Here is a 25,037-nt window from a genome sequence, read left to right on the forward strand (position 1 = left end):
GTGCCGGGCCGTCGCGGACGGGAGCGCCGGGCGGCCCGGGCACCCCCGGGCCTCACCCGCGCGCCGCCCAGACGAGTCCGCGGCCGACGATCGCCGCCGTCTGCGGCACCCGGAGGTCCGCGACGCGGTGCCCCAGGGTGCAGACGAAGACCCGCCCCGCGCCCCACCGGCGCGTCCACACCACGGGGAACTCGACGGGTTCGTCCCACGGGTCGGCCGGGCCCGGGGTGAGCACGGACGTGGCCAGGACGGTGTTGAGGGAGTCCGTGAGCACCCAGTAGTGCTCGGTCTGAACGTCGTAGTCCGTGACCCCCTCGACGATCTCGCCGTCCCGGTCGGGGGTGGCGCGAATCCGCACGGTGAACTCCTTGAAGCCGTCCGGGTGCCACAGGAAGCGGCCTCCGACCATCCGCAGGTAGCGGGGATTGGCGACGTTCGTGGCCACCACGCCCCCGTGCCAGCCGGCGAAGCCGGTGCCCGCCTCCACCGCGTCGACCAGGTTCGCCTCCTGGTCCGCCGTCAGCCCGCCCGCCGACCAGGAGTGCACGACGAGGTCGGTGGCGGCGAGCAGCCCCGGATCCTCGTACACCGCCAGGTCCTCGGCGATCTCGACCTCGAACCCCGCGCGCTCCAGTGCGGGCATGACCGACTCGGTGCAGCCGACCGGGTCGTGGCCCTCCCACCCGCCGCGGACCACCAGGGCCTTCCGCATGCTCATGTGCTGCTCCCTCCACGCGCCCTCGGCGCGCTCGACGTGCCCCCGATGCGGTCTCACCGCGCCTGCGGCGCGAGTCTTAGGCCGGCGTCGGCCGGACGGACGTGCGGTCCGGACGGGAGGGACCATCCGCCCGACGCGGCCCGTGCGACGATCCGCTCCTCGTCGACCTCGATGCCCAGTCCCGGGGCGTCGCCGAGGACGATCCCGCCGTCGGCGATCTCCTGGTCCACCCGCAGCCCGACCGGGAAGGCCAGGTCCTGCACCTCGGTCACCAGGTGGTTGGGCACGGCGGCCGCCGCGTGCGCGACCGGGTTGGCGTTGTACCCGACGGGGCTCACCGGCAGGCCGTGCCCGAAGGCGAGCGTCGAGACGCGCAGGAAGTGGGTGATGCCCCACACGGCGCCGGTCTGCACGACCCCCACCGCGTCCGCGGCCAGCAGCGGGCGGAAGTGCTCGAGACCCGTCAGGTTCTCCCCGGTCGCGACGGCGGCACGGATGCCGGTCGCGACCGCGCGGTGTCCCGCGACGTCCCAGCGCCGGACCGGTTCCTCGATCCAGGTGAGTTCGACCCGCTCCTCGACCTGCCGGGCCAGGCGCACCGCCTGGTGGCGCCCCCAGCACTCGTTGACGTCGTACATGAGCGCGGGGCGCTCGCTGTTGACCCGGAACACGTCGCGGACCGCCGCCAGGCGCCGCACGTCCCGGTCCACGTCGAGGCCGCCCTTGACCTTGGCACCCGTGAAGCCGCGCCGCGCCCACCGCCCGTGGAACGCGACGAGTTCGTCGTCGCTCAGCGCGTAGTCCAGGCCGGAGGCGTAGCCCGGAACGAAGCGGTCGGCGGCGCCCAGCGTCCGCCACAGCGGCTCCTGGGCGATCTTCGCCTTGAGGTCCCACAGCGCCATGTCGAGGGCGCCGATCGTGGCGAACACGTGCCCGCCGTGCCCGGACTTGAAGACGTGGGCGAGCATCCTGTCGTAGAGCGAGGTGACCGCCCGGGGGTCCTGACCCTCCAGTGCCGGGAAGACCCGCTCCACGTCGGCGTGGCCGCCGAGGCCCACGCCGGTCAGGCCCTCGTCCGTCTCCAGCAGCAGCACCGGCACCTCGGTGACACCGGTGGTGACGACGCCGTTCACGTCGCCCACCGGTCGCCCCCACTCGTGGACCGTGGCAAGGGACCGGTATCCGGTGATGCGCATCGCGTCTCCCACGACCGAGTCGTAACTTGTGATACGAGTGATGACCTTAGCATGTTCGGCTAACCTGGGGTCATTGGACAGCGGGGGCCGGGCGAACCTGCACGAACATTGGGAGTCTCTGACCAGATGATCAAGCCATCCGCGGACACCACCGCCGTGTCCCGCCCTCAACGACGCCGGCCGCCGCTCGCTGCGGCCGTCGTCCAGAGCCTCGCGACGGCCATCGTGCTCGGCCAGTACCCGCCGGGCACCGCGCTGCCGTCGGCGGGTGAGCTCTGCGAGGAGTACGAGGTGAGCCGGACCGTGATCCGGGAGGCGACGACGACGCTCGCCGAGAAGGGGCTGGTGGCGACCCGTCAGGGCTGGGGGACCGTCGTTCTGGGCCAGGACCAGTGGAGCCTGCTCGACCCGCTGGTCCTCGACGCGCTGTTCCAGCGCGCGGACCGCCTGGTCTATCTGGACAACCTGATCGAGATCAGGACCACTCTGGAGTGCGCGATGGCCGCCCGCGCCGCCGGGCGCATCGACGAGGAACAGTCGGCGGCGCTCTCGGCCAAGCTCGACGAACTCGCGGGCCTGATCGACGATCCCGAGGCCTACTCGCGCGCGGACATCGAGTTCCACGAGATCATCCACCACGCCTCCCGGGACGCGTTCGGACGGGCCATCGTCTCCAGCATCCAGGGCAAGGCCGTGCGCTCCCCGCAGTACAGCGGGGACCCGACGCGCGAGGACATCGAGCTGACGCACCAGGCCCACGCCCGGGTCGCCGCCGCGGTGCTCGACGGGGACGGCGACGCGGCCGCGGAGGCGATGCGCGAGCACATCACGTCGTCGTGGGCCCGCCGCCGCCCGGCCGACGCGCCGGACGCGTAGGAAGCACCACGAAGCGGCCGAGGGACCCGTCCTCGCACGGGCGCCTCGGCCGCGCGGCGATGCGGGCTCAGCCGGTCACGGCCGTCCGATCCCCGCCGCGGGGACGTTCCGGTCGCACTGCGCGATCCACGCGGCCCCGACGGCGCCCCGCCGTCAGGACCGGGCGACCGCGACCCACAGGGACCGGGCCGGTCGGCGCCGGGTTTCCAGCACGGGGGTGCCCTTTCGTCGCTTCTCGTGCGACTGACGTGCAGGGGCGGTGCGGGGGTCGGTCCGGTGCGCCGTGCCCCGGTCAGCCGCCGTCGGGGCGCAGCCGCAGACCCTGCATGCCACCGTCCACGGCGAGGGCCGTGCCGGTGACGGACGCCGCCGCCGGGGACGCCAGGTAGCCGATGGCCGCGGCGACCTCCTCGGCGCTCACCAGACGGCCGGTCGGCTGGCGGGCGTTGAGCGCGGTGCGCTCGGCGGCCGGGTCGTCGGCACTCGACAGCAGCCGGTCTATCCACGGGGTGTCCGCCGTACCGGGGTTGACGCAGTTCACCCGGATTCCCTCACGGATGTGGTCGGCGGCCATGGCGAGGGTCAGGGACTGCACGGCGCCCTTGCTCGCGCTGTACAGCGCCCGCCGGGGCAGCCCCGCGGTCGCCGCGACCGAGCAGGTGTTGACCACCGCCGCGTGCCGCGAGGCGCGCAGGTGGGGCAGTGCGGCCCGGGTGGTCCGCACGATGCCGAGGACGTTGACGTCCAGGACGCGGTGCCACTCGGCGTCGTCGTTGTCCGCGACCGTCCCCTGGGCGCCGACGCCCGCGTTGTTCACCAGGATGTCCAGGCCGCCCAGCAGGTCCACCGCGCGGTCGAGGCCGGCCCGGACGGAGGCGTCGTCGGTGACGTCGCACCCGACGGGCAGCAGGGCCTCGAGGTCGGTGGCCGGCACGGCGTCCGGCGCGAGGTCGAGGACGGCGACCCGGGCGCCGCGGCGGGCCAGGAGCCTGGCCGTGGCGAGCCCGATCCCCGACGCGCCGCCCGTGACGACGGCCGCGAGACCGGCGAGTTCGGGGGACGGGGGAGTGGGGGTGTGCGGCATGACGGTGTTCCTTCGCGTGGGTGGCGGTCAGTCCAGGTGGAAGAGTTCCGCGCCGGTCACCCACCGCTCCCCGGGCTGCGCCGAGTCCAGGGGCTGCTGGCAGGGATCGGTGAGCGTCCACCACTGCTGGGTCTCGGGGTCGGCGGCGATGGCGGCCATGTCGGCCTCGTAGTCGTCGCCGGTGTACTCGAAGTAGGCGAACAGGGTGTGGTCGCGCAGGAAGATGGAGTAGTTGGTGACGTGCGCGCGGGAGAGGGCGTCCAGCACCGGCCCAGGCGCCGCACGGTGCAGCTCCCGGTACCTCTCGGCGTGTTCCGGGCGCAGCCGGATCACGGACGCCACCCGGCGGGGTGTGCGGGGTGCGGGCATGGCAGGTCACTCCTTCGCGAAACGGGTCGCTTCCGGGCGGGTGACGGGCCCGGCGCGGACGGGCACGGGCCGGTCAGCCCTTGACCGCCCCCGCCGCGAGCCCGCTCATGATGTGCCGCTGCATCACGACGAAGATCACCAGGATCGGGATCACCGCGAGCAGCAGGGTCGGGAACACCTTGGTGTAGTCGGTGGAGTACTGGCCGACGGCCGCGTACACCCCCGTGGTGACGGTGTAGACGCCGCTGCCGGGACCGAGGATCATCTGCGGGCTGGCGAAGTCGTTCCAGACGCTGAGCGAGTTGAGGATGAAGACCGTGGCGACGATCGGCCGCATCAACGGCAGGATGATCCGCCACAGCGTGCGGTACCGGCCGGCCCCGTCGATGGCCGCGGCCTCGTCCAGCGACCTGGGCAGCACCCGGATGTAGCCGAAGAACACGAACAGCGTGAACGGGATGGTGGTCGCCGTCATGAACAGGATGAGCCCCGGCAGCGTCCCCATCAGGCCGATCCCCCGCAGCACGAAGATGACCGGCACCAGGATCACCTGGGTGGGGATGAACATGCCCGCGATGAAGAAGAACAGCAGCAGCCGCGAGATCGGCTTCGACGTGCGGGCCAGCACGTACGCCGCGGGCGCGCACACCGCCATGGCGAGCGCGTTCACGCAGAGCACCAGCGCGATGGTGACGCCGTAGCCCTTGAGGATGCTGAAGTCGGGGTTGTTCCAGGCGTCGGTGAGGTACTGGAAGGTCGCCGTGCCGAAGCTCGGCGAGAACGGGTTGGCGAGGATCTCCTGCTGGCTCTTGAAGGCGTTGACCACCAGGAGGTACATCGGCACGAGCATGCCGAGGGACACCAGGGAGACGAACGCGACCCGGACGGTGGCGGCCGAGGTGAGTGTTTTCTTCATCCGATGGACTCCGCGTCGTCCTCGGCGCGTCTGCGCAGGACGAGGACCGTGATGGCCAGGACCGCGGCGGCGACGATCAGCAGCACGGCCTGGGCCGAGGCGAGGCCGATGTCCCGCTGCGGGAAGGAGACGGCGAGGATCGAGTAGGCGAGTGTCTTGGTGGAGCCCGCCGGGCCGCTCCCGGTCAGCGACACGACCACGTCGTACGTCTTGAGCAGGGAGATCCCCGAGGTGATGACGGCGACCGTCACGGTGGACGCCAGCGAGGGCCAGGTGACGGCACGGAAGGTCTGCCACGGGCTCGCGCCGTCGATCCGCGCCGCCTCCAGCAGATCCGCCGGCACCGCCTGCAGACCCGCCAGGTAGAGGATCAGCTGGACGCCGAAGAGCGACCAGACGATGACGAGGATCATCGACCACAGGGCCCAGTCGGGATCGCTGAGGAAGGGCAGGCTGTCGGTGCCGACCTTCTCCAGCATGGTGTTGACCACGCCCTGCGGGCCGAGGATGGCCTGCCACAGGAAGCCCACGACCAGCGCGCTGAGCACGTGCGGGTAGAACATGACCACCCGGCCGAAGGTGTTGAACCGGTTGGTGCGCTGCAGCAGCAACGCGAGCCCCAGCGCGGCCAGATTGACCGCGACCGCGCCCACCACGGCCACCACGGCGGTGACCACCATGGTGCCGGTGATGTCGTCGGACCCGAACATGGTCCGGTAGTTGTCCAGACCGATGAACTCGGGGACCCGGTGGGGGAATCCGTTGTACTCGGTGAAGCTGTAGTAGATCGCGTAGATCACCGGTACGACCAGCAGGGCGACGTAGACGAGCACCGCGGGCACGACCATGCTGACGCGGGCGCCCAGGTCGCGCCACGCCCGCGGCTTCGAGACAGATGTCCGTTCCATGGGTCAGCGGTTCTCGTCGACCCACTGGTCGATGCTCTTGGCGGCGTCCGCCGGGCCCGCCCCCGTGTACAGGCTCTGCGCGACCTCGGTGAACTTCGGGTTGAAGCCGGTGACGGGCAGCCGGACGTTGCCCTGCCCCTCGCCCACGGCGACCAGCGCGGGGGCGTCGTCGAGGATGCCCTGGATCTGCGCGTCGACCCCCGACTGCTTCGACTCGGCGCCCTTGCGGAACACCCCGTCCGAACCGAGCTGCGCCTCGACGGCCTTGGCGTCGGTGACCAGGTACTCCACCAGCTGCTTGGCGCCGTCCTCGTCCCCGATGCCCTTGCGGATCATGTACGGGTTGGCCATGGTGGCGCCCTGCGGGCCCGGGTACGCCTGGCCCTCCGCGGCCGGCGGGGAGAACACGCCCACCTCGAATGGGAGGTCCCCGGCCTTGTCCAGGCTCGCCGCGAACCAGCTGCCGTTGGTGTAGAGACCCACCTTGCCCGCGGTGAAGTTGCCGTCCGCCTGGGAGGGGCTGAGCCCGACGTCGCTCTTGCCGATGTAGCCGGCCTCGATCCAGTCGGCGTACATCTGGAAGGCGGGCTTGTAGGCGTCGCCGACCGAGAGCCTGTCGTCGGCGACGGCGGTCTGCCACTTCGGGTGCAGCTGGTTCAGCGTGGGGTGGTAGATCTGCTGGAGCTGGAGGCCGGTCTGGAAGTCGCCGGCCGTCTGCATCGGCGTGTACCCGGCCTTCTCGAGGGCGCCGAGGTCCTTGGTCAGCTCGTCCCAGGTGGTGGGCGGCCCGCTGATCCCGGCCTTCTCGAAGGCGGTCTTGTTGTAGTAGATCAGCGACTGCGTCTGGGTGCCTACGCCGACCGCGTAGTGGGCGTCGCCCATGGCGTACTCGTCGAACATCGGCGTGCCCTTGGCCCAGGCCTCGCCGCCGAGGTCGATCAGTTCGGGCGCCGTGTCGTCGTCGGGGAAGATCGACTGGATGACGTCGGGCGCCGTGCCGGCGGCCAGTTGCTGGGGGAAGGACTCGGCGACGGACTTGCCCGTCGGGCCCTCTATCTTCACCTTCAGGCCGGTCTCGTCCTCGAAGGGCTTGACCAGCTTCTCCCAGTAGGCCTGGTTGAGGTTGTCGGTGAGGTTCACCATCATCCGGATCTCGCCGTCCTCGCCCTCCGCGGAGCCGGAGCCCGACGAGCAGGCCGCGACGAGGAGCAGTGGAACCACGGCGGCAAGCGCGGCACCGCGCGCCTTGCTCCCTCTGTTGGTCGACGTCATTGTCATCTCTCTTTTCCTCGGTGGGGAAAGCCGGCGGTGTCGTTCGGTGGTCACAGCCGTCCCCGGTAGGGCAGGGGGCCGACGGCGGTGATGTCGGTGGGGGCCTCGCCGTGGTCGACGCGGTAGATGCCGTCGTCGGCGACGAAGAACTCGGGGACGTCCGGGTGGCGCAGCTCCTCGGGCAGCGGCTCGCGGTCCGTCCAGGCGAAGAACTCCCGGGCGAAGACGGCCCGGTCCTTGCGGCCGTACAGGTGCAGGTCGCCCGCGGTCAGCGGGCTGCGCACGGACCAGTGGACGCCGGACTCGGCCCAGTACGCGCGATCGCTGACCAGCACCGACCGCCGGTCGCGCGGCGCGGTCACCCGGTCCCAGAAGTCCTCGTCCGGACCGTACCGGGCCATCAGGAACAGCAGGTCGTGCGCGTGCCAGGCGGTGCTGGGCGCGATGTCGGCCTCGTTGTGCCAGCCGCTCGCGGAGGCGAAGTACCCGGCCGGCGTCTGGTAGCGGGCGTAGGTGGCGAGGCAGGCCTCGGTGAACGCCTCCAGCTCGGCGTCCGGGCCCTCGGCCAGCACCTCGTGGATGCCGTACAGGGTCAGTCCCATGCCCGCGATGAGCATCGGGGTGTCCGTCTTCAGGGCGCGCTCGCCCCGGACGTACCAGTAGCGGTGGTAGCGGGTGGCGCCGGACTCGTCCGTCCAGGCGGAGCGGGCCACGTGCCGGCACAACCGCCGCGCCTCGGCCAGCAGTTCGGGATCGCCCTGGGCGCGGTGGCCCAGCACCAGCGGCACGATCATGAGGCCGTAGTACTCGGCGGGTTCCAGGATGCCGCCCTCGGCGCGGTCGCGCACGGTGCGGAACGTGCCGGTGCTCTCCGGGTCGGGCACTCCCCGGTGGTGGAAGAGCCGGATCAGCTCCGCCAGGTCCTCGGGAATCTCGGCGGCGTAGGTCTTGTCGTCGCTCAGCTCCGTGTAGAGCTGCTTGACCCAGACCCGGGCGTACTCCTGGTTGCAGGTGCCCTCCTCGGCCGGGCGCCCGCCGCCGTAGACCTCGCAGGCGTCCAGGTTGCGCCGTACGGCGGCCAGTACGGCGGCCACCTCCTCGGCGGGCAGCAGGTGCCCGGCGTGGCGCACCGCGAGCAGCATGCCGAGGCTGCCGACGGCGTTGTGGATGAGGCCGCTGGTCGCCGACTCGCCGACCTGGAAGCCGATGTGCGCGTACTGTCCGTCGGGCTGCACCTCGGAGCACTGGTAACGCAGCAGCCGGCGCAGCAGGGCGACGCCCCGCTCGTCCGGCCGGGCGGCCAGGGCCCGGGCCCAGGCGCCGACGGCCGGACCGGCGAACGTGGTGTGTCCGCTGGTGAAGTCGAGGAAGGTGGCCGGGTTGGTGCCCCACACACTGTGGTTGTGGAAGCCGTTGATCGCCCCTTCGTCCGTCACCCAGCTGTGCAGCCAGCCGGCCAGCGCGGCCGTGTCCGGCGTCGTGGTCTGGTGTTCCATGGTCTTGGCGTTCCTTCCGGAGCGGATCACACGGCCGCGTGGTGCGCGGTGTTCAGCAGGGCGGGGTCGAGGCGGTAGAAGCGGGTGGCGGTGCCGCCGAGGACGGCGGCGCGGTCGTCGGGGGCGAGCGGCGCGAGGAGTTCGCACATGGCCTCCCAGGTGCGCGCGTAGCCGCCCGCCAGCAGGGAGATCGGCCAGTCGCCGCCGTACATCAGCCGCTCGGGCCCGAACAGCTCCAGTGCGTCCTCGACGAAGGGCCGCACCTCGTCGGTGGTCCACGCGTCCAGTGCGCCCGAGGCCGAGTAGAGGCCGGACAGCTTCGCGTGGACGCCGGGGTGCTTCGCGGCGGCGGCGATCAGGCGGTGCCACTCGGCCCGGTCCTCGCGGCCGCCGCCGACGGGCGGCTTGCCGAGGTGGTCGACGACCAGGCGCAGGGCGGGGTGCCGGGCCGACAGTTCGGCAAGATGGCGCAGCGCGGCGGGCGACGTGGTCGAGTAGTCGAAGGGCAGACCGGCCTCGGCGAGCAGCGCGAGGCCCGCGTCGGCGTCGGGGCCGAGGACCCAGTCCGGGTCGGACCGCTCGTGGAGCAGGGTGCGCACGCCCACCACGTGCGGGTCGCGGCGCAGCGCGGCGAGGCGGGCCCGGGCCCTGCCCGGGTCGTCCAGCGGGACCCAGGCGACGACGCCGACGACCTCCGGGTGCCTGGCGGCGGTCGCCAGCATGAGGTCGGTGTCCTCGTCGTTGTCGGCCGCCTGGACGAGGACGGCCGCGCCGACCCCGGCCGTGCGCAGGGCCGGAAGGGCGTCGTGGAACCGCATGGCGCGGTCGACGGGAGCCATCGCGGGCCCCAGCCACTCGTAGGCGGCCTGCTCGGGATCCCACACGTGCAGATGGGCGTCGACGACGGTCATGACGGCTCCCCGGGAGTGGACGGCGCGCCGGGCACCTCGGGGAGCAGACCGAGGTCCGCCAGCTCCGTCCACAGCGCGTTTGGAACCCCGGCCGCGAGCCGCGCCGCGTTCGTGCGTGACTGCCCCGCGTCGCGGGCGCCGAGCACCACCGACACGACCGCGGGGTGCCGCAGCGGGTAGGCGATCGCGGCCTCGGGCAGTGTGACGCCGTGCCGCTCGCAGACGTCCGCGAGTGCGTCGGCCCGCGCGATCAGCTCGCGGGACGCGGGTTGGTAGTCGTAGGTGGCGTCGCCCGGCGGACGGTCGGCCGCGAGCAGGCCGGAGTTGTAGACGGCGGCGGCCACGACGCCCACCCCGCGCTCCCGGGCGAGCGGCAGCAGCTCGTCCTGCGCCGACTGGTCGAGCAGGGTGTGCCGCCCGGCCACCATGACGAGGTCGACGTCCGAGCGGCGGACGAACTCGGCGAGCATCGCGGCCTGGTTCATGCCCACGCCGACCGCCTTCACCACCCCCTGGTCGCGCAGTCCGACGAGGGTGTCGACGCCGGTGGTGGAGGCCTGCTGCCAGTGCTCGTCGGGATCGTGCAGGTAGACGATGTCGACGTGGTCGAGCCCGAGCCGCGTCAGGCTGCCCTCCAGGGAGCGCAGGATGCCGTCCCTGGAGAAGTCCCAGTCGCGCCGGAAGGCGGCGGGCACGGCGAAGCCGCCGTCGTCCTGCCGGTGCGCGGTCTCGGGGCTGGGCACCAGCAGCCGGCCCACTTTGGTGGACACCGTGTACTCGGCCCGCGGGCGCCGGGCGAGGGCGGCGCCGAGGCGGCGTTCCGACAGCCCGAGGCCGTAGTGCGGTGCGGTGTCGAAGTAGCGGACACCGCTGTCCCAGGCCGCGTCGACGGCACCCCGCGCGTCCGTGTCGCTGGTCTTGCGGGCCAGGTTGCCCAACTGGGCGGCGCCCAGGCCCAGTGCGGTCAGCACCGGACCGCGGGCGAGGGTACGGGAACGCATCGCCCTCACCACACCCTCGTACGGGCGCAGGCCGCGAGGTCCTCCGGGTGGGCGAAGGGCCGGCCTGTCGCGAACCGCTCCACCTCGTCGGCGACGGCGTCACCGATACGGTGCAGCTCCCCGCCGAGCGAACCCGCCAGGTGCGGGGTGAGCACGACGTTGTCCAGGGCCCACAGCTCGCTGCCCGGGTCAGGCGGTTCGGGTTCGGTGACGTCGAGGACGGCGTCGATGCGGCCGGTGCGCACTTCGGCCAGCAGGGCGTCCTGGTCGACGACGGCACCCCGCGCGGTGTTGACGAGCGTGGCGCCGTCCGGCATCAGGGCGAGCCGTCCCGCGTCGATCTGGCCGCGGGTCGCGGGAGTCAGGGGCTGGTGCAGGGACACCACGCGGCTGTGCGCCATCAGTTCGTCGAGCGGCACCAGCCGCGCGCCGAGGGCGGCCGCCTGCTCCGCCGTGAGCGTCGGGTCGTACAGGAGGACGTCCAGGTCGAAGGGGCGCAACGGGCCGAGCACCGCGCGGCCGACGGTGGAGGCGCCCACGATGCCGACCGTCTGCCGGTAGTTGCCGCGTCCGGCGTACGCGCCGAAGTGGTCGGGCAGGGTCCGCGAGGCGCGGTAGCGGCGCTCCTCGGCCAGGACGCGCTTGTTGGCGAGCAGGATCATGGCGAGGGTGTACTCGGCCACCGGCCCGGAATTGGCGGCGCGGGCGTTGGCCGCGACCACGCCGCGGGCGGCGAAGGCGGCCGGGTCCTCCAGACAGGTCGCGGCGACCCCGCCCGCGTAGACCACGGCCCGCAGCCGCTCGGTGCCGGGCAGGTGCTCGGCCCGTACGACGGGCGCGTCCCAGCCCGCGACGAGGATCTCGGCACCGGCCAGCGCGTCGCGGGAGCGGGCGGAGTCCAGTTCGGCGAGGACCTGGCCGGTGTCGATGTCGGCGGCGCGGCGCAGCCGGGCCAGGGCGGCCTCGTCGAAGATGGCGTGGACCAGCCGGGGGTTCATGGCGAGGACGGCGCGTGGTCGCGTCACGGCGTGTTCTCCCTCTCGGTGTGCTCGCTGCGCGCGGGACGGTGGACGGGGCCGGGCACGCCCAGGGAGGGGGTGCCCGCCCGGACGCGGGCGGCCGGACCCGGGGGGCCCGGCTCGGGCACCAGCCGCAGGCCGGCGTCGCGGGGGCGTACGTGCGGGCCGTCGGGGCGGGCCCAGCCGGCGTTCTGCCGCGGGGCGGCGAGTGCGCTCTCGTCCACCGTGATGCCGAGCCCCGGCGCGTCGCCGAGGACGATGCCGCCGTCCTCGATCGCCTGGTCCACGGTCAGTCCGGCCGGTGTGCCGATGTCCTGCACCTCGGTGACCAGGTGGTTGGGGACGGCGGCGGCCGCGTGCGCCAACGGGTTGGCGTGGTAGCCGACCGGGCTGACCGGCAGGTCGTGGCCGTGGGCGAGGGTCGCCACCCGCAGGAAGTGGGTGATGCCCCAGACGCCCGCGGCCTGTACGACCTGGAGCGCGTCCGCCGCCAGCAGGGGGCGGAACTGCTCGAGGCCCGTCAGGTTCTCGCCGCTGGCGACGGCGGTGCGCCCGGCCCGGCCCACGGCCCGGTGCCCCCTCGCGTCCCAGCGGCGCACCGGCTCCTCGATCCAGGCGAGTTCGACGCGGTCCTCGATCCGGGCGAGCAGCCGCACGGCCTGGTGCCTGCCCCAGGACTCGTTGACGTCGAGCATCAGGGCGGGGGAGCGGGTGTTGGGGCGCAGCACCTCCGCGACCGCGCGCAGCCTGCCGATGTCGCGTTCGGTGTCCAGGCCGCCCTTGAGCTTGGCGCCGGTGAAGCCGCGTGCGGCCCAGCCGGAGTACAGCGCGACCAACTCCTCCTCGTCCAGCGCGATGTCGAGGCCGGACGCATAGCCGGGCACGAAACGGTCCGCGGCGCCGAGGGTGCGCCACAGCGGCTCGCCGGCCATTTTCGCCTTGAGGTCCCACAACGCCGTGTCGAAGGCGCCGATGGTGCCGAAGGCGGTGCCGGCGTGGCCGCTCTTGAAGGTGTGGGCCAGCATCCGGTCGTAGAGCGTGGTGACGGCCCGTGGGTCCTGGCCGTCGAGGGCGGGGAAGACCCGCTCGGCGTCGCCGTGTGCGCCGAGGCCCACTCCGGTGAGGCCGCCGTCGGTCTCGACCAGCAGGACCGGGACCTCGGTGACGCCTTGTGCGACGAAGCCGTTGGCGTCTCCGACGGGGCGCCCCCAGCGGTGCACGGTCGTCAGGCTCCGGAATCCGGTGATCTTCAACTGCTCCCCCTCTTGTGCTCTCCTCGCCGTCCCGCCCGTCGGCCCACCCACCCCGCGCCAGGGAAGACCGAGGGGGCGTGGGAGGTGGGGGAGCGTGCCGTCGGGCCAGGGGAACGGGCGTCGTGCGGCCGTCGGGAGTCAGTCCCGCAACCGTGCCCTCATCGAGTCGTAACGTATCATACAAGTGATGACTGAGAAGAGGTCCGTGCGGGGACAAGCGCCTGGCGCTGGCGCCCCAGTCCCTCGATCTCGATCTCCATCACGTCACCGGGCCGCAGGTAGGGGAAGCGCCCGGACAGGGCGACGCCCTCCGGGGTGCCGGTGTTGATGACGTCGCCCGGGTCCAGGACCAGGTACTGGCTCAGGTCGTACACGAGCTGCGCGACGGAGAAGATCATGTCGGCGGTGCGCGAGTCCTGCCGCGGTTCGCCGTTGACGAAGGACCGCAGCCGCAGAGCCTGGACGTCGGGCACCTCGTCGGCCGGTACCAGGAAGGGGCCGAGCGGGTTGAACGTGGCGCAGGACTTGCCCTTGGACCACTGGCCCCCGGAGTGCTCCAGCTGGAAGTCCCGCTCGGACACGTCGTTGGAGACGGCGTAGCCGGCCACGTGCTCCAGGGCTTGCCCGGGGGAGTCCAGGTACCGCGCCGTCCGGCCGATGACGACGGCGAGTTCGACCTCCCAGTCCGTCCTGGCGGAGCCGCGCGGGATCTCCACCTCGTCGTTCGGGCCGACCACCGTGTTCGGCGGCTTGAAGAAGATCACCGGGCGGGTGGGCGGCTCGCTGCCGGACTCCGCCGCGTGGGCCGCGTAGTTCTGGCCGATGCAGACCACCGCGCCGGGCCGCGCGACGGGTGGTCCGAAGCGCAGCCCCTCGGTCCGCAGCGGGGGCAGGACGTCGTCGGCCAGGGCCCGACGGGTGCGGGCGATGCCGTCCGCCGCGAGGAAGGCGCCGTCGATGTCGGAGGTCAGGGAGGAGAGGTCCCGGGTGACGCCCCGGTCGTCGATGACGGCGGGGCGTTCCCGCCCGGGGTCTCCGAGCCGTACGAGTTTCATGGGTCGCTTTCCTTGGTCGGGAGCCGGGTCCGGCCGTGCCGCCGCTCGCGCCGGACATGTCCGTACGGCCGGCCCGGTGCGGAGATGGCGAAGACGGTCGTCACCGTGATGAGAGGGGTGCCGACTTCCCGGTGCGCGCGGACGTCCGCCGTGATCGGCGCCGTGCCGGCGCCGCCGCTCCGGGACTTGCGGGCCCAGTATCGGTGTACGGCACCGCTTGTTGTCAATGGACTGGTTTACTGTCAACAGGCTGACAGCTAGGGTGTGACGCCATGAGTACTCGGGACGGATCGGTATGGGCCAGTGCCGCACCGGCGCCGGCGGTGCTGCGGGCGGGCGCGATCCTCGACGCGCTGGCGGACGCCCGCGGCCGGGCGCTGTCGCCCGCCCAACTGGCCGCCGCCGCGGGCGGCATACCGCGCGCGTCCGTCGTCAACATCTGCGCGGCCCTGCGCGAACAGGAACTGGTCCACGCCGTGGACGGCGGCTTCGCTCTCGGACCGGGCCTGCTCCGGCTCGCCCAGTCCTATCTCGACGCCTTCGATCCCGTACGCAGCTTCCGGGAGCAGGTGAGCCGCCTGGGCGACCGGGAGGAGACGCTCCAGCTGGCCACCATGGACGGCGCGGACGTCGTCTACCTGGCGGTGCACGAGGGCACCGTCCTGATGCGCCTCACCAGCCGGGCGGGGGCGAGGCTGCCGGTCACCTGCACGGCGCTGGGCAAGGCCATGCTGGCCGGCCTGGACGACAGCGGGGTGTGTGAACTGCTGGCATCCCGGGAGCCGTTCGAGGCGCGCACGCCCTGGTCCCTCACGACGCTCGACGCGCTGCTCGCGGAGGTGCGCGAGGTGCGCACGGCCGGACACGCCGTCGACGACCAGGAGGCCGCCGAGGGGATCGTGTGCGTGGCGGCGGCCGTTCCCGGACCGGCCGGGGGCGGCCGGTCCTTCGCCGTCAGTTCCTCGCTGCTCAAGTCCGAGGCCACCCCCGAGCGGGTGGCGGAGCTCGCCGCGCTCATCAAGGGTGTCGTGCGGAGGATGGGCGGAGCGGCGTGAGATGAAACCGCTGGTGGCGCTCGGCTCACCGTCCGGGTCAGGTGGCGGGCCCGGACCCGTCGGTCAGGTAGCGGGCGGTCTCGCCCGCGGCATGGTCGGCGAACATCGGCCCGGCGGCATCCGGGTCACCGGAGCGCAGGACGTCCAGCAGTTCGGCGTGGTGCTCGGCCATCGCGCCCCAGCCGCCCGCGTAGCGCGGGTCGCCCAGGACGTGCAGGTCCCACAGGCTGGACTCGATCATGCGCCACAGGCGGATCAGGGCCGCGTTGCGGGCGGCTTCGCACACATGCCGGTGAAATGACATGTCGGCGTCGCGGAAGGCGCCGATGTCGTCCTCGGCTGCGGCCCGGCGCAGTCGGGTCACGTCCTCGGCGAGCAGCCGCGTGTGCTCGGCGTCCAGCCGTCCGGCCACCCGGCGGGCCGCGTACTCCTCGAACATCACCCGGATGTCCCGGATGTCCTGCGCCTGCCGTTCGGAGACCTGCGCGACATAAGTGCCGCGGTGCGGTTGGGAGATGACCAGGCCCTCGTAGGCGAGGCGTTTGATCGCCTCGCGGGGCGGGGCCTGACTGGTGCCGAAACCGCGTGCGATCTCCGACTCGACCAGGCGCTGACCCGGTGCCAGCCGGCCGCTGACGATCCAGTCGCGCAGCAGCGCGTACACGTGGTCGGAGAGCAACTGCCGCGGCATGCGCGGCGTGCCCGGCACCGGACCGCCCCGGGTGCGGCTCGCTTCCCCGCCCTCCTGCCCGTCCGCCGCCCCGCGCGGCCGGCTCGGACGTCCGTCCGGCCGTTCGGGCAGCCTGGCCTCCTGCTCCCGCCAGATCCGGGCGACGGTGGACTGCGACAGTCCGAGCGTGTCGGACAGCGAGCGGGTCGAGGGCACCGGGGCACCGGCGCGGGCCTGTTCGACCACGGCCGCGATCCGGGCCTCCGCCTCCTGCCGGTTGCTGCTGCGGGGCCGCCCCGAGCGAGGTGCGTCGTGCAGACCGGCGAGGCCCCGCCGGAGATAGCGCTCCCGCCACTTGGCCACCGTGGTGGGACTGACCGTGAGCCGCTGCGCGACCTCCGCGTTGGTCAGTCCCTCGGCACAGGCCAGGACGATCCGGCCGCGCAGCCGGAGGCCGGCCTGCTGCCGCCGGGCGAGCTCCGCGAGGGCCGCCCGGTCCTCCGCACTGAGCTGGGGAAACTCCGGCAGGACGGGATCGGTCATGGCACCGCGCTTCCTGGGATGCGTGAACTTATGACTCACGGGCCGCGAGTTCGTCGCCCCTTTGGTCATCAATTTCAGGTTCAGCCAAGCGTATTGACGACACCACGGCACGAACATATTAACTATCGTTGCTCGATCAGTGACCCACTAATCGTGTACGCGATGCCGTGCGGGTGCTCCACCGGAGCGGGTGTCCGCAGGGGCGGTCCCCGCCCCATGCCGCTCCGGACGGCGTCCGCGACCGGCGCGACGCCGCCGGAGGAGGGCACGAAGCCCCCGCACCCGGAGCACGGGCCCGCGCGACACCGGCTTCCGTGCCGGCGGTTCCGGCTTCCGCACCGGCTCCGGTTCCGGCTTCCGTCCGGCTCCGGCTCCAGCTCCGGTTTCCGCACCGGCTCCGGCGCCCGTGACGGTACGGCACACCCGCCCCGTCCGGCCCACGTGGATCCGGACGACGACACCACGCACCCTCACGCACTCCGTACGACAAGGAGACCTCGTGCCAACCACCCAGGTACGCCCCGTACGACGAAGGACCGCAAGACTCCCCCTGCTGCTCGCGGCCGGCGCCCTGCTGGTCGGCGGCGCCACTGTGGGCACACCCGACGCGAGCGCCCAGCCGGCGGGCTGCAGGGCCACCGAGCTGTTCGTGTCCCCCGACGGGAACGACAAGGCCAAGGGCACGAAGGACAAGCCCTTCAAGACCATCGAAAAGGCCCGCGACCACATCCGCGACAAGGGTCTCAACCGGCCCGGCAGGATGCGCTGCGACATCCACGTCAACCTGAGGGCCGGCGACTACCCGGTGAACCGGACCGTCGAACTCGACGACCGCGACTCGGGCGCCGGTGGCCACCAGGTCGTCTACCGCTCCTACGACGGCCCCGGCAAGGCCCGCGTGACGGGCGCCGAGCCGGTGACCGGCTGGGAGGAGTACAAGGACGGCATCTACCGTGCCGACGTCGGCACGGACAACCCCTTCTACACCCTCTTCGAGGACGGCACCCGCGCCACCACCGCCCGCTACCCCAACCGCAAGTCCGAGGAGGAGTGGGCCCCATACCTCACCTCCACCCTCCCGGAGCCGGAGAAGGAGGCCGTCCACCAGTGGCTGTACTCCAACCCCGGTGACTGGGACGCCACGTGGGACCTCGGCAACGCCCAGGCGGTGGTCTGGTCCGGCGGCAGCTGGAGCTGGTTCACCGACACCGTCCCGATCCGGGACTGGAACCCGGCCAAGAACCAGATGACGCTCAAGTACTGGACCCGGTACGCGCTCAACAACTCCGGCGGGGGCTCGCGCTACTTCCTCCAGAACTCCCTCGACTTCCTGGACCAGGCCGGCGAGTACTACCTGGACTTCAAGAAGGGGCAGCTCTACTACAAGCCCCGCGGCGACATCGACGACGTCACCGTGCTGCGGCCCACGGTCAAGACCCTGTTCGACCTGGCCGGCACCGCCCCGGACCGGCGGGTCCAGAACGTCACGCTGGACGGACTCGCCCTGCAGTACACCGACTTCGTCGACTGGTACCGCAACGGGTGGATCAGCGACGGCGACTCCGGCGAGGTGCACAAGTACCCGGAGTACGACCGGCAGATCGAGATGCCGCGCAACCGCTTCGGCGCCGTCTCCGTCACCAACAGCAAGGACGTCACCCTGTCCCGGCTGAAGATCTCGGACACCGGCTACCACGCCGTCTACGCGCTCGCCGCCAACGACCACCTGACCGTCCGCGACAGCCTGCTGGAGAACATCGGCGCCGACGGAATCAAGGTGGAGGGCCCCTACCCGGGCGAGGGGAACACCTCCAACGGCCATCTGCTCACCAACAACTACATCACCCACTACGGTGAACTGAACCCCGGCGACGCCTCCGGCATCGAGCTGATGAACACCGGGCACAACACGGTCAGCCACAGCCACGTCAAGCACAGCGCCCGCTACGGCATCAGCCTCGAGGTCCGGCCGGAAGTGGCCCTCAAGGACAACTACGCCCGCGGCAACACCTTCGAGTACCTGCGCATCGACGAAGCCGGCCTGGACAGCGGCGACATGGGCGCCTTCTACACCTACGGCGTCAACAACGTCGAGCCGTACCCGATGGACAACCACGTGCGCCAGATGGTCGTCGGCGACGTGATCCCGGACGAGTCGATGCCCGACAGCGGCACCCGGGGCATTCACATGGACGCCGGCGGCTGCGGCTTCACCTTCGAGGACATCGAGGTGGGCAGGACCACCGACCAGTCGTACCAGAGCTACCAGTGCAACGACGTGAAGAACACCAACTGGGAGGACGGGTACGACGCCTCCAGGATGGAGTACGACAAGATCGGCGTCACCGCCGGCTTCCCCTACCCGCTGCCCGACGGGGACACCCAGTGAGCGGTCGCTGACCGGTCGCCCCCCGGCGAACACCCCCGGGCAGCGTGCCGCACGAGCCGCTGCCCGGGGTGCGGTGGGCGCGGGCTCCCGGACCCGCCCGCGCCCGGCACAGAGCATTCGCACCGCCCTCGACACATGCCTGGAGGCTTTGCCATGCCCGAGTTCTCCCGACGAAACGTCCTGGCCGCGGCCGGAGCCTCCGCGGCGGCGACCGCGCTGAGCGCCGCTCCCGCGCCGGCCGCACCGCAGACGGCGGACACCGCCGCGTCGGCGGCGCCGGGCGAGGACCACGCCGCCGCACCGATGCGGCTGTGGTACCGCGCCCCGGCGCAGGAGTGGCTCGAGGCCCTGCCGGTCGGCAACGGCCGGCTCGGCGCCATGGTCTTCGGCGGCACCGACACCGAACGGCTCCAGCTCAACGAGGACAGCCTGTGGGCCGGCGGCCCGGGCGACTACGCCCGTCCCGACGCCGTTCGGCACCTGGCGGAGATCCGCCGGCTGGTGGTCGAGGAGAAGTGGAACCGGGCACAGCGCCTCATCGACGCCGAGTTCCTGGGCAGCCCCTCGGAGCAGGCCGCCTACCAGGTGCTCGGCGACCTCGAACTCACCCTCGCCGGTGAGGGCGAGGCCGCCGACTACGAACGCGAGCTGGACCTGGAGACCGCCGTCGCCCGCACCACCTACACCCGGGGCGGGGTACGCCACGTCCGCGAGGTCTTCGCCAGCGCCCCCGACCAGGTCCTCGTCGTCCGGCTGAGCGCGGACACCCCGGGTGCCGTCGGCTTCACCGCCCGCTTCACCAGCCCGCAGCGCTCCGGCGGCTCGGCCGTGGACGCGCACACCATCGCCCTCGACGGTGTCGGCGGCGACTGGTACGGCCGGCCCGGCTCGGTGCGCTTCCGGGGCCTGGCCCGCGCCGAGTCCGAGGGCGGCCGGGTCTCCACCGACGGCGGAACACTCACCGTCGAGGGCGCCGACGCCGCCACCCTCGTCATCTCCCTGGCGACCAGCTACCGCAACTACCTCGACGTCGGCGCCGACCCCGCCTCCCGGGCCCGCAACCACCTGGCGCCGGCCGCGAGGAAGCCGTACGCACACCTGCGCACCCGGCACGTCGCCGACCACCGGCGCCTGTTCGGCCGGGTCGCCCTCGACCTGGGTCCCTCGGAACGTGCCGAGCTGCCCACCGACGAACGCATCCCGCTGTTCGCCGACGGCAAGGACCCCCAACTGGCCGCGCTCTACTTCCAGTACGGCCGCTACCTGCTCGCCTCCTGCTCCCGGTCACCCGGACAGCCCGCCAATCTCCAGGGACTGTGGAACGACAGCCTGAACCCGGCCTGGGAGTCCAAGTACACCGTCAACATCAACTTCGAGATGAACTACTGGCCCGCCGGACCCGGCAACCTCGCCGAGTGCTGGGACCCGGCCGTGCGCATGGTGCACGAACTGGCCGAGTCCGGCACCCGCACCGCCAAGGCCCTCTACGACGCCCCCGGCTGGGTGCTCCACCACAACACCGACGGCTGGCGCGGCACCGCGCCGGTGGACGCCGCCCAGTACGGCATGTGGCCGACCGGCGGTGCCTGGCTGTGCGTGATGCTGTGGGACCACTACCGGTTCACCGGGGACACGGGCGCGCTGAGCCGCAACTACCCGGTGATGAAGGGGGCGGTGGAATTCTTCCTCGACACCCTCCAGGTGGACGCGGAGACCGGCTGGCTCGTCACCAACCCCTCCCAGTCGCCCGAGGTGACCCACCACCAGGACGAGGGCGAGAGCGTCAGCATCTGCGCCGGCCCCACCATGGACATGCAGCTGCTGCGGGACCTCTTCGACGCCTACCGCCAGGCCGCGGAGGTGCTGGACCGCGACAGCCGACTCGTCGGCCGGGTCACCGAGGTCCGCGACCGGCTCGCGCCCACCCGCGTCGGCCACCTGGGCCAGATCCAGGAGTGGCTGGTGGACTGGGAGGAGGCGGCCCTGGTCAGGAGCCGCCACGTGTCCCACCTGTACGGCGTGTTCCCCAGCGCCCAGATCACCCCGAGGGGCACCCCGGAACTTGCCGCGGCCGCCAAGAAGAGCCTGGAGCTGCGCGGCACGGCGGGACAGGGCTGGTCCCTCGCCTGGAAGATCAACATGTGGGCCCGGCTGCTGGAACCGGCGCGGGCCTACCAGCACCTGGCGGACCTGCTCACCCCGGCGCGCACCGCGCCGAACCTCTTCGACCTCCACCCGCCCTTCCAGATCGACGGCAACTTCGGCGGCGTCTCCGGCATCACCGAGATGCTCCTGCAGAGCCACGCGGGCGAGATCGAGCTGCTGCCCGCCCTGCCCGAGGCATGGCCCACCGGATCCTTCCGGGGCCTGCGGGCGCGCGGCGGGTTCGAGGTCGACCTGGAGTGGACCGGCGCCGGCGTCACGCGCGCGGAGGTGCGTTCGCTGCTCGGCAACCCCGTACGGATCCGCACCCCGCACCCGGTGCGCGTCGAGGGCGCCGACGCCGACCGCTCCGAGGAGGCAGTGGTGTCCTTCGCCACCCACCGGGGCGGCCGGTACCGGCTCGCCCCGGTCACCCCGTAACGGCGCCCCGTCATGCCGCCGCCGCGACCGCCCACCCGAACGGGGCGACCGCGGCAGGGCGGTGTTGGATGGGTGCCATGAGCCGGACAACAGCTGCCCTGCGCCTGCGGCGGGCGATCACCCGGACCCGGGACGCGACGAGAGAACGGGCCCCCGTCGGGCGCCGCCCGGAGGAGGCCGACGACGTCCGGGGCACCTTCGCCACGGACGGGGCGCTCGGCTTCGACCCCTTCCCGTTCCTCCGGGCCCTCCACGACGCCGGCTCCCACGCGGTGGTCATCGGCCAGGTCGCCGGCATCATGCACGGCTCCACCGAACTGACCGGAGACCTGGACCTGTTGTGGGACGGTACCCCCGCCGAGGCGCGCGCCCTGCGTTCCGCCCTGGCGGCGTGCGGCTGCGCCGAACCACCGGACCTGGACCGCGCACAGGCGGCGTACGAGGTCACCGGGGCCGGTGGCGACCTGTGCACCCCCGCGCTCCCCTGGGGCGACATGGACGTGTCGCCCTGCCTGGCCCGGGCCGAGACCACCCACGACCCGTCGGGATTCACCGTCCGCTACGCCGCACTCGACGACCTGATCCGCATGCGCCGTGCCCTCGGGCGGCCGAAGGACCACCGCCGCGCGGACGAACTCACCCGCCTGCGCTCCTGACCGGGAGCGGGCCCGCTCACGCGCCTTCCGCGCGGTGGGAGCCGGCGGCGGGTTCGTTGACGGGGTACCGCGCGGGTTCCCCGGTCAGGACCCGTACGGCCTCTTCCGCCGCGATGGTGCGTACCGTGCCGATGGCTTCCTCGGAGTAGTAGGCGGCGTGCGGGGTGACGACGACGTTGGGCAGTTCGAAGAGGGGGTTGTTCGGCCGCCAGTCGCGTTGCTTGGCGGGTTCCTCCTCGATGTCGTCCAGCGCCGCACCGGCGATCCACCCTCCGGTCAGCGCCTCGTACAGCGCCGCGTCCTCCACGATCGGCCCGCGTGCGGTGTTGACGAGGACAGCGGTGGGCTTCATCCGGCGGAGCGTCGCGCGGTCGAAGGTGTGGTGCGTCTGCGGAGTGAGCGGCGCCTGGACCACCAGATGGTCCGCACCCTCCACCAGGTCGTCGAAGGAGACCGGCCGGACCCGGGCGGCACGGATCTCGGACTCGTCGACGAACGGGTCGTGCGCCCACACCTCGACGCCGAACGCCCGGGCCCGCTCGGCGACGAGCCGCGCGATGGCGCCGAAGGACAGCAGCCCCAGCACCTGCCCCCTGAGCCGGTGGACGGGCCTGCCCGTCTTCCAGTGCCATTCGCCCCGTCGCGTGGCCCCGTCGTAGCGGCAGATCTTGCGGGCCGCCGCGAGCCAGAGCGCGACGAGAGCGTGCTGGAACTCGACAGCTGGCGCTTGGGCGGGCACCCGGTTCCGGCTGCGCAGCGGCAAGGCCCTCGGCACGGACCGCAAGGAGGTCGCCGTGCGCTTCCGCTCCGTCCCCCACCTGCCCTTCGGGCAGGACCAGGACGTCCGTCCCAACGTGCTGCGCTTCGGACTGGAGCCGGAGAGCCTGAGCGTGGACCTGACCGCGACCGGCTCCCGTCCCGAAACCCTCACCCAGCTCTCGCTGACCGCCCGCATGGACACCCCCGACCTGCCGGCCTACGGGCGGCTGCTGCTGGACGTCCTGCGCGGCGACCCCGCCCTGTCCATCCGGGGCGACGAGGCCGAGGAGGCGTGGCGGGTCGTCGAGCCGGTCCTGTCCGCCTGGGAGCGAGGACTGGTGCCGCTGGAGGAGTACCCGGCCGGCTCGGACGGGCCGCCGCCGCGCCACGCCACGCCCGAGCGGCGGGACGACCTGCTGCACGAGGAGTCGGTCATGCGGGCCGAGTGAACGCCCGCCCACGACGACGCCGGCGTGTCGTCCCGGGCGGTTGAAGGATCGTCACGTTCCGGTGAGGACGGCCCGCAGCCGGTCGGTCACGGTGTCCAGGCAGCTGCCGAAATCGGCGTGCCCCTCGGCGTCGATCCAGCGCCGGAAGGCGCTGCCGAACGCCACTGTGGCGAGCTGTGCGACGAGTTCGGCGGTGTCGGCGTCCACCTGGCGTCGGACCAGGGCGTCCTGGACCGCCCGGCTGATCGCGGCCGACTTGGTCCGCTCACGCTCCTGCAGTTCCGGGCTGGCGTCGATGACCGCCCGGCGCTGCGCCGCACCCTCCACCTGTGCGACGAGCTGGGCGCCGACCTGGGACATCGCGTCGAGGACGGCGGTGAGCGGAGCCGCGTCGGGGTCTGCCGCCAGGACGGCTTGCGCCACTGCCGGCGGCAGCAGTTCCGAGCCGCCGAACAGGACCTCGCGCTTGTCGGGGAAGTAGCGGAAGTACGAGCGCCGGGTGAGTCCGGCCCGCTCGGCGATGTCGGTCACGGTCACGTTGTCGTAGCCGTGCTCCGAGTAGAGCTCCAGAGCCGCCCGTTTCAGGCGCTGCTCCGCGCCCGGGTCCCACCTTGCCATGGGCCGACTCTAACAGGTGATGTCTCGCTGTGTCGTCAGTGCTAGCCTGTAGTCATGGCACTGTGTGTCATCACTGGGGCGGCCGTCCCCGGTGCCGTCCGGAGCAGACAGGGACACGGACATGACCGAGACCAGCGGGACGACAAGCGGGAACAGGACGAACGACGAGGTGTGGATCGTCGGAGCCACCGGCCGCGTGGGCCGGGGCGTGACCGGGCGACTGGCCGCGCGGGGCCTGACGGTCGTGCCGGTCGGGCGCAGCCGGGAGCGGATGGCCGCCGCCGGCGCCGCAGCCGGCCTCCCCGCGGACGCGAAGACCGTCGTCGCCGACTCGGCCGAGCGGATCGCGGAGGAGGTCCTGCGGCAGCGCCCGCGGGCCGTGGTGAACACGATGGGCGCCTACGCCACCACGGCGCCGGTGATCGCCCGCGCCTGCATGTCGGTCGGCGGCCACTACGTCGACCAGGCCAACGACGTGGTCGCCGTGGAGGGACTCCTCGCCCTGCACGAGGACGCGACGCGGGCCGGCAGCACCCTGGTCACCGGCGCCGGATTCGGCGTGCTCGCGACGGAGGCGGTCGTGGCGAAACTGTGCGAGGAACGGCCCGCGCCGCACCGGGTGCGGATCGACTCCGTGGCCTCGGTGGCCGTCGAGGCCGGTGCCGTCGGCGCCGCCCTGGCGACCAGCATCGTGGACACCCTCACCGCCGGCGGGCGCCGCTACGCCGACGGGCGGCTGGTGGCCTCGCGCCTCGGTGCCGACCCGCAGCGCCTCACCTTCCCCGACGGGACGTCGGCCAGGTCCGCGGGTGTCGCCTCCGGCGAGCTGGTCGCGGCCCGGGCGGCCAGCGGGGCACCGTTCGTCACCGCGACGTCCTCCCTCGCACCGAGCACGCCGCTACTGCGTGCCGTGGTCCCCGCGCTGGGCCGCCTGCTGTCCGTCCCGGCGCTGCGACGCCTCGCCGTCGCCCGGCTCGGACGCGTCACCGTCAAGGCCGCCCCCCGACCGCGCGAACACTCCTGGGGACACGCCGTAGTGGAATGGGCCGACGGCACCCGGCGCGAGGGATGGCTCCGGGCCGACGAGGGCATGGACTTCACGGCCGACGTCACCGCCACCGTCACCGAACTGCTGGCCCGCGGCGCCGGCCGGCCCGGGGCATGGACGCCGGCCGGCGCCCTGGGGCCCGACGTGGCGACCAGCGCCGGCGGCACCTTCGTACTGGACTGACGCCCACCGG

Annotated in this window: 23 protein-coding genes; 7 read left to right on the forward strand and 16 right to left on the reverse strand. The window is 72.7% G+C overall.

Annotation, left to right across the window (positions count from 1 at the left end):
* Positions 1–52 precede the first annotated feature (52 nt).
* Complete coding sequence (locus R2E43_RS37330) at positions 53–718, reverse strand: ThuA domain-containing protein (RefSeq protein ID WP_030862416.1); 666 nt, start codon at positions 716–718, stop codon at positions 53–55.
* 53 nt (positions 719–771) lie between these two features.
* Positions 772–1,914, reverse strand: coding sequence for a mandelate racemase/muconate lactonizing enzyme family protein (locus tag R2E43_RS37335; protein ID WP_011027050.1), 1,143 nt, complete (start codon positions 1,912–1,914; stop codon positions 772–774).
* Positions 1,915–2,040: 126 nt separating this feature from the next.
* Between R2E43_RS37335 and R2E43_RS37340 the strand changes: the two genes are divergently transcribed.
* Positions 2,041–2,790, forward strand: a complete 750-nt coding sequence (locus tag R2E43_RS37340; protein ID WP_003978509.1) for a FadR/GntR family transcriptional regulator — start codon at positions 2,041–2,043, stop codon at positions 2,788–2,790.
* A 292-nt stretch (positions 2,791–3,082) separates the two neighbouring features.
* On the opposite strand, the gene R2E43_RS37345 is transcribed toward R2E43_RS37340, so the two are convergent.
* From R2E43_RS37345 to R2E43_RS37395, 11 genes are all read right to left on the reverse strand, one after another.
* Complete coding sequence (locus R2E43_RS37345) at positions 3,083–3,874, reverse strand: SDR family NAD(P)-dependent oxidoreductase (RefSeq protein ID WP_011027048.1); 792 nt, start codon at positions 3,872–3,874, stop codon at positions 3,083–3,085.
* Positions 3,875–3,901: 27 nt separating this feature from the next.
* Positions 3,902–4,243, reverse strand: coding sequence for an L-rhamnose mutarotase (locus R2E43_RS37350; protein WP_210983580.1), 342 nt, complete (start codon positions 4,241–4,243; stop codon positions 3,902–3,904).
* A gap of 73 nt (positions 4,244–4,316) precedes the next feature.
* Complete coding sequence (locus R2E43_RS37355; protein ID WP_193484300.1) at positions 4,317–5,159, reverse strand: carbohydrate ABC transporter permease; 843 nt, start codon at positions 5,157–5,159, stop codon at positions 4,317–4,319.
* Positions 5,156–6,067, reverse strand: a complete 912-nt coding sequence (locus R2E43_RS37360) for a carbohydrate ABC transporter permease (protein WP_332057039.1) — start codon at positions 6,065–6,067, stop codon at positions 5,156–5,158. The genes R2E43_RS37355 and R2E43_RS37360 overlap by 4 nt, the downstream gene beginning before the upstream one ends.
* Before the next feature lie 3 nt (positions 6,068–6,070).
* Positions 6,071–7,345, reverse strand: a complete 1,275-nt coding sequence (locus R2E43_RS37365; RefSeq protein WP_332057040.1) for an ABC transporter substrate-binding protein — start codon at positions 7,343–7,345, stop codon at positions 6,071–6,073.
* A gap of 44 nt (positions 7,346–7,389) precedes the next feature.
* On the reverse strand, positions 7,390–8,835 hold the full coding sequence (locus R2E43_RS37370; RefSeq protein WP_332057041.1) for a hypothetical protein: 1,446 nt from the start codon (positions 8,833–8,835) through the stop codon (positions 7,390–7,392).
* A 26-nt stretch (positions 8,836–8,861) separates the two neighbouring features.
* Complete coding sequence (locus tag R2E43_RS37375) at positions 8,862–9,746, reverse strand: amidohydrolase family protein (RefSeq protein WP_011027042.1); 885 nt, start codon at positions 9,744–9,746, stop codon at positions 8,862–8,864.
* Positions 9,743–10,747, reverse strand: coding sequence for an aldo/keto reductase (locus R2E43_RS37380; RefSeq protein WP_011027041.1), 1,005 nt, complete (start codon positions 10,745–10,747; stop codon positions 9,743–9,745). Before R2E43_RS37380 ends, R2E43_RS37375 begins: the two co-directional genes overlap by 4 nt.
* Positions 10,748–10,752: 5 nt before the next feature.
* Positions 10,753–11,772 (reverse strand): hydroxyacid dehydrogenase, encoded by a 1,020-nt coding sequence (locus R2E43_RS37385; protein WP_332057042.1) that lies wholly within the window; start codon positions 11,770–11,772, stop codon positions 10,753–10,755.
* Positions 11,769–13,019 carry a mandelate racemase/muconate lactonizing enzyme family protein gene (locus R2E43_RS37390; RefSeq protein WP_011027039.1) on the reverse strand — a complete coding sequence of 417 codons (1,251 nt, stop codon included), beginning with the start codon at positions 13,017–13,019 and terminating at the stop codon, positions 11,769–11,771. Before R2E43_RS37390 ends, R2E43_RS37385 begins: the two co-directional genes overlap by 4 nt.
* Positions 13,020–13,195: 176 nt before the next feature.
* Positions 13,196–14,074, reverse strand: coding sequence for a fumarylacetoacetate hydrolase family protein (locus tag R2E43_RS37395; RefSeq protein ID WP_011027038.1), 879 nt, complete (start codon positions 14,072–14,074; stop codon positions 13,196–13,198).
* Positions 14,075–14,346: 272 nt separating this feature from the next.
* On the opposite strand from R2E43_RS37395, the gene R2E43_RS37400 reads away from it, so the two are divergent.
* The gene (locus tag R2E43_RS37400) at positions 14,347–15,129 is read left to right on the forward strand and encodes an IclR family transcriptional regulator (protein WP_011027037.1); all 783 of its coding nucleotides are present in this window, start codon (positions 14,347–14,349) and stop codon (positions 15,127–15,129) included.
* Positions 15,130–15,166: 37 nt separating this feature from the next.
* Here R2E43_RS37400 and R2E43_RS37405 read toward each other — a convergent pair whose 3' ends face one another.
* A complete protein-coding gene (locus R2E43_RS37405) occupies positions 15,167–16,342 on the reverse strand; it encodes a GntR family transcriptional regulator (protein ID WP_161269943.1) in 1,176 nt (391 codons plus the stop codon).
* 499 nt (positions 16,343–16,841) lie between these two features.
* Here R2E43_RS37405 and R2E43_RS37410 point away from each other — a divergent pair, with 499 nt between their 5' ends.
* The 3 genes from R2E43_RS37410 to R2E43_RS37420 all read left to right on the forward strand — a co-directional run bounded on the left by R2E43_RS37410 (position 16,842) and on the right by R2E43_RS37420 (position 21,970).
* Positions 16,842–18,731 (forward strand): right-handed parallel beta-helix repeat-containing protein, encoded by a 1,890-nt coding sequence (locus R2E43_RS37410; RefSeq protein ID WP_011027034.1) that lies wholly within the window; start codon positions 16,842–16,844, stop codon positions 18,729–18,731.
* Positions 18,732–18,884: 153 nt separating this feature from the next.
* The gene (locus tag R2E43_RS37415; protein ID WP_332057043.1) at positions 18,885–21,314 is read left to right on the forward strand and encodes a glycoside hydrolase family 95 protein; all 2,430 of its coding nucleotides are present in this window, start codon (positions 18,885–18,887) and stop codon (positions 21,312–21,314) included.
* Between the two features lie 77 nt (positions 21,315–21,391).
* Positions 21,392–21,970 carry a hypothetical protein gene (locus tag R2E43_RS37420; protein WP_231909095.1) on the forward strand — a complete coding sequence of 193 codons (579 nt, stop codon included), beginning with the start codon at positions 21,392–21,394 and terminating at the stop codon, positions 21,968–21,970.
* A gap of 16 nt (positions 21,971–21,986) precedes the next feature.
* On the opposite strand, the gene R2E43_RS37425 is transcribed toward R2E43_RS37420, so the two are convergent.
* A complete protein-coding gene (locus R2E43_RS37425) occupies positions 21,987–22,745 on the reverse strand; it encodes an NAD(P)-dependent oxidoreductase (protein ID WP_238363717.1) in 759 nt (252 codons plus the stop codon).
* Between R2E43_RS37425 and R2E43_RS37430 the strand changes: the two genes are divergently transcribed.
* A complete protein-coding gene (locus R2E43_RS37430; RefSeq protein WP_011027031.1) occupies positions 22,639–23,178 on the forward strand; it encodes a dehydrogenase in 540 nt (179 codons plus the stop codon). The two genes, R2E43_RS37425 and R2E43_RS37430, sit on opposite strands and share 107 nt — an antisense overlap.
* A 51-nt stretch (positions 23,179–23,229) precedes the next feature.
* Here R2E43_RS37430 and R2E43_RS37435 read toward each other — a convergent pair whose 3' ends face one another.
* Positions 23,230–23,796, reverse strand: a complete 567-nt coding sequence (locus R2E43_RS37435) for a TetR/AcrR family transcriptional regulator (protein WP_136208636.1) — start codon at positions 23,794–23,796, stop codon at positions 23,230–23,232.
* Positions 23,797–23,917: 121 nt separating this feature from the next.
* Here R2E43_RS37435 and R2E43_RS37440 point away from each other — a divergent pair, with 121 nt between their 5' ends.
* Positions 23,918–25,027 (forward strand): saccharopine dehydrogenase NADP-binding domain-containing protein, encoded by a 1,110-nt coding sequence (locus tag R2E43_RS37440; RefSeq protein ID WP_011027029.1) that lies wholly within the window; start codon positions 23,918–23,920, stop codon positions 25,025–25,027.
* Positions 25,028–25,037 lie beyond the last annotated feature (10 nt).

It is taken from the genome of Streptomyces violaceoruber, from assembly GCF_033406955.1.
Lineage (GTDB): Bacteria > Actinomycetota > Actinomycetes > Streptomycetales > Streptomycetaceae > Streptomyces > Streptomyces violaceoruber.

Bases quoted from the DNA above. Each gene is read 5' to 3' on its own strand.
- R2E43_RS37330 (WP_030862416.1), bottom strand. From the start codon at position 718: ATGAGCATGCGGAAGGCCCTGGTGGTCCGCGGCGGGTGGGAGGGCCAC.
- R2E43_RS37335 (WP_011027050.1), bottom strand. From the start codon at position 1,914: ATGCGCATCACCGGATACCGGTCCCTTGCCACGGTCCACGAGTGGGGG.
- R2E43_RS37340 (WP_003978509.1), top strand. From the start codon at position 2,041: ATGATCAAGCCATCCGCGGACACCACCGCCGTGTCCCGCCCTCAACGA.
- R2E43_RS37345 (WP_011027048.1), bottom strand. From the start codon at position 3,874: ATGCCGCACACCCCCACTCCCCCGTCCCCCGAACTCGCCGGTCTCGCG.
- R2E43_RS37350 (WP_210983580.1), bottom strand. From the start codon at position 4,243: ATGCCCGCACCCCGCACACCCCGCCGGGTGGCGTCCGTGATCCGGCTG.
- R2E43_RS37355 (WP_193484300.1), bottom strand. From the start codon at position 5,159: ATGAAGAAAACACTCACCTCGGCCGCCACCGTCCGGGTCGCGTTCGTC.
- R2E43_RS37360 (WP_332057039.1), bottom strand. From the start codon at position 6,067: ATGGAACGGACATCTGTCTCGAAGCCGCGGGCGTGGCGCGACCTGGGC.
- R2E43_RS37365 (WP_332057040.1), bottom strand. From the start codon at position 7,345: ATGACAATGACGTCGACCAACAGAGGGAGCAAGGCGCGCGGTGCCGCG.
- R2E43_RS37370 (WP_332057041.1), bottom strand. From the start codon at position 8,835: ATGGAACACCAGACCACGACGCCGGACACGGCCGCGCTGGCCGGCTGG.
- R2E43_RS37375 (WP_011027042.1), bottom strand. From the start codon at position 9,746: ATGACCGTCGTCGACGCCCATCTGCACGTGTGGGATCCCGAGCAGGCC.
- R2E43_RS37380 (WP_011027041.1), bottom strand. From the start codon at position 10,747: ATGCGTTCCCGTACCCTCGCCCGCGGTCCGGTGCTGACCGCACTGGGC.
- R2E43_RS37395 (WP_011027038.1), bottom strand. From the start codon at position 14,074: ATGAAACTCGTACGGCTCGGAGACCCCGGGCGGGAACGCCCCGCCGTC.
- R2E43_RS37400 (WP_011027037.1), top strand. From the start codon at position 14,347: ATGAGTACTCGGGACGGATCGGTATGGGCCAGTGCCGCACCGGCGCCG.
- R2E43_RS37405 (WP_161269943.1), bottom strand. From the start codon at position 16,342: ATGACCGATCCCGTCCTGCCGGAGTTTCCCCAGCTCAGTGCGGAGGAC.
- R2E43_RS37415 (WP_332057043.1), top strand. From the start codon at position 18,885: ATGCCCGAGTTCTCCCGACGAAACGTCCTGGCCGCGGCCGGAGCCTCC.
- R2E43_RS37420 (WP_231909095.1), top strand. From the start codon at position 21,392: ATGAGCCGGACAACAGCTGCCCTGCGCCTGCGGCGGGCGATCACCCGG.
- R2E43_RS37435 (WP_136208636.1), bottom strand. From the start codon at position 23,796: ATGGCAAGGTGGGACCCGGGCGCGGAGCAGCGCCTGAAACGGGCGGCT.
- R2E43_RS37440 (WP_011027029.1), top strand. From the start codon at position 23,918: ATGACCGAGACCAGCGGGACGACAAGCGGGAACAGGACGAACGACGAG.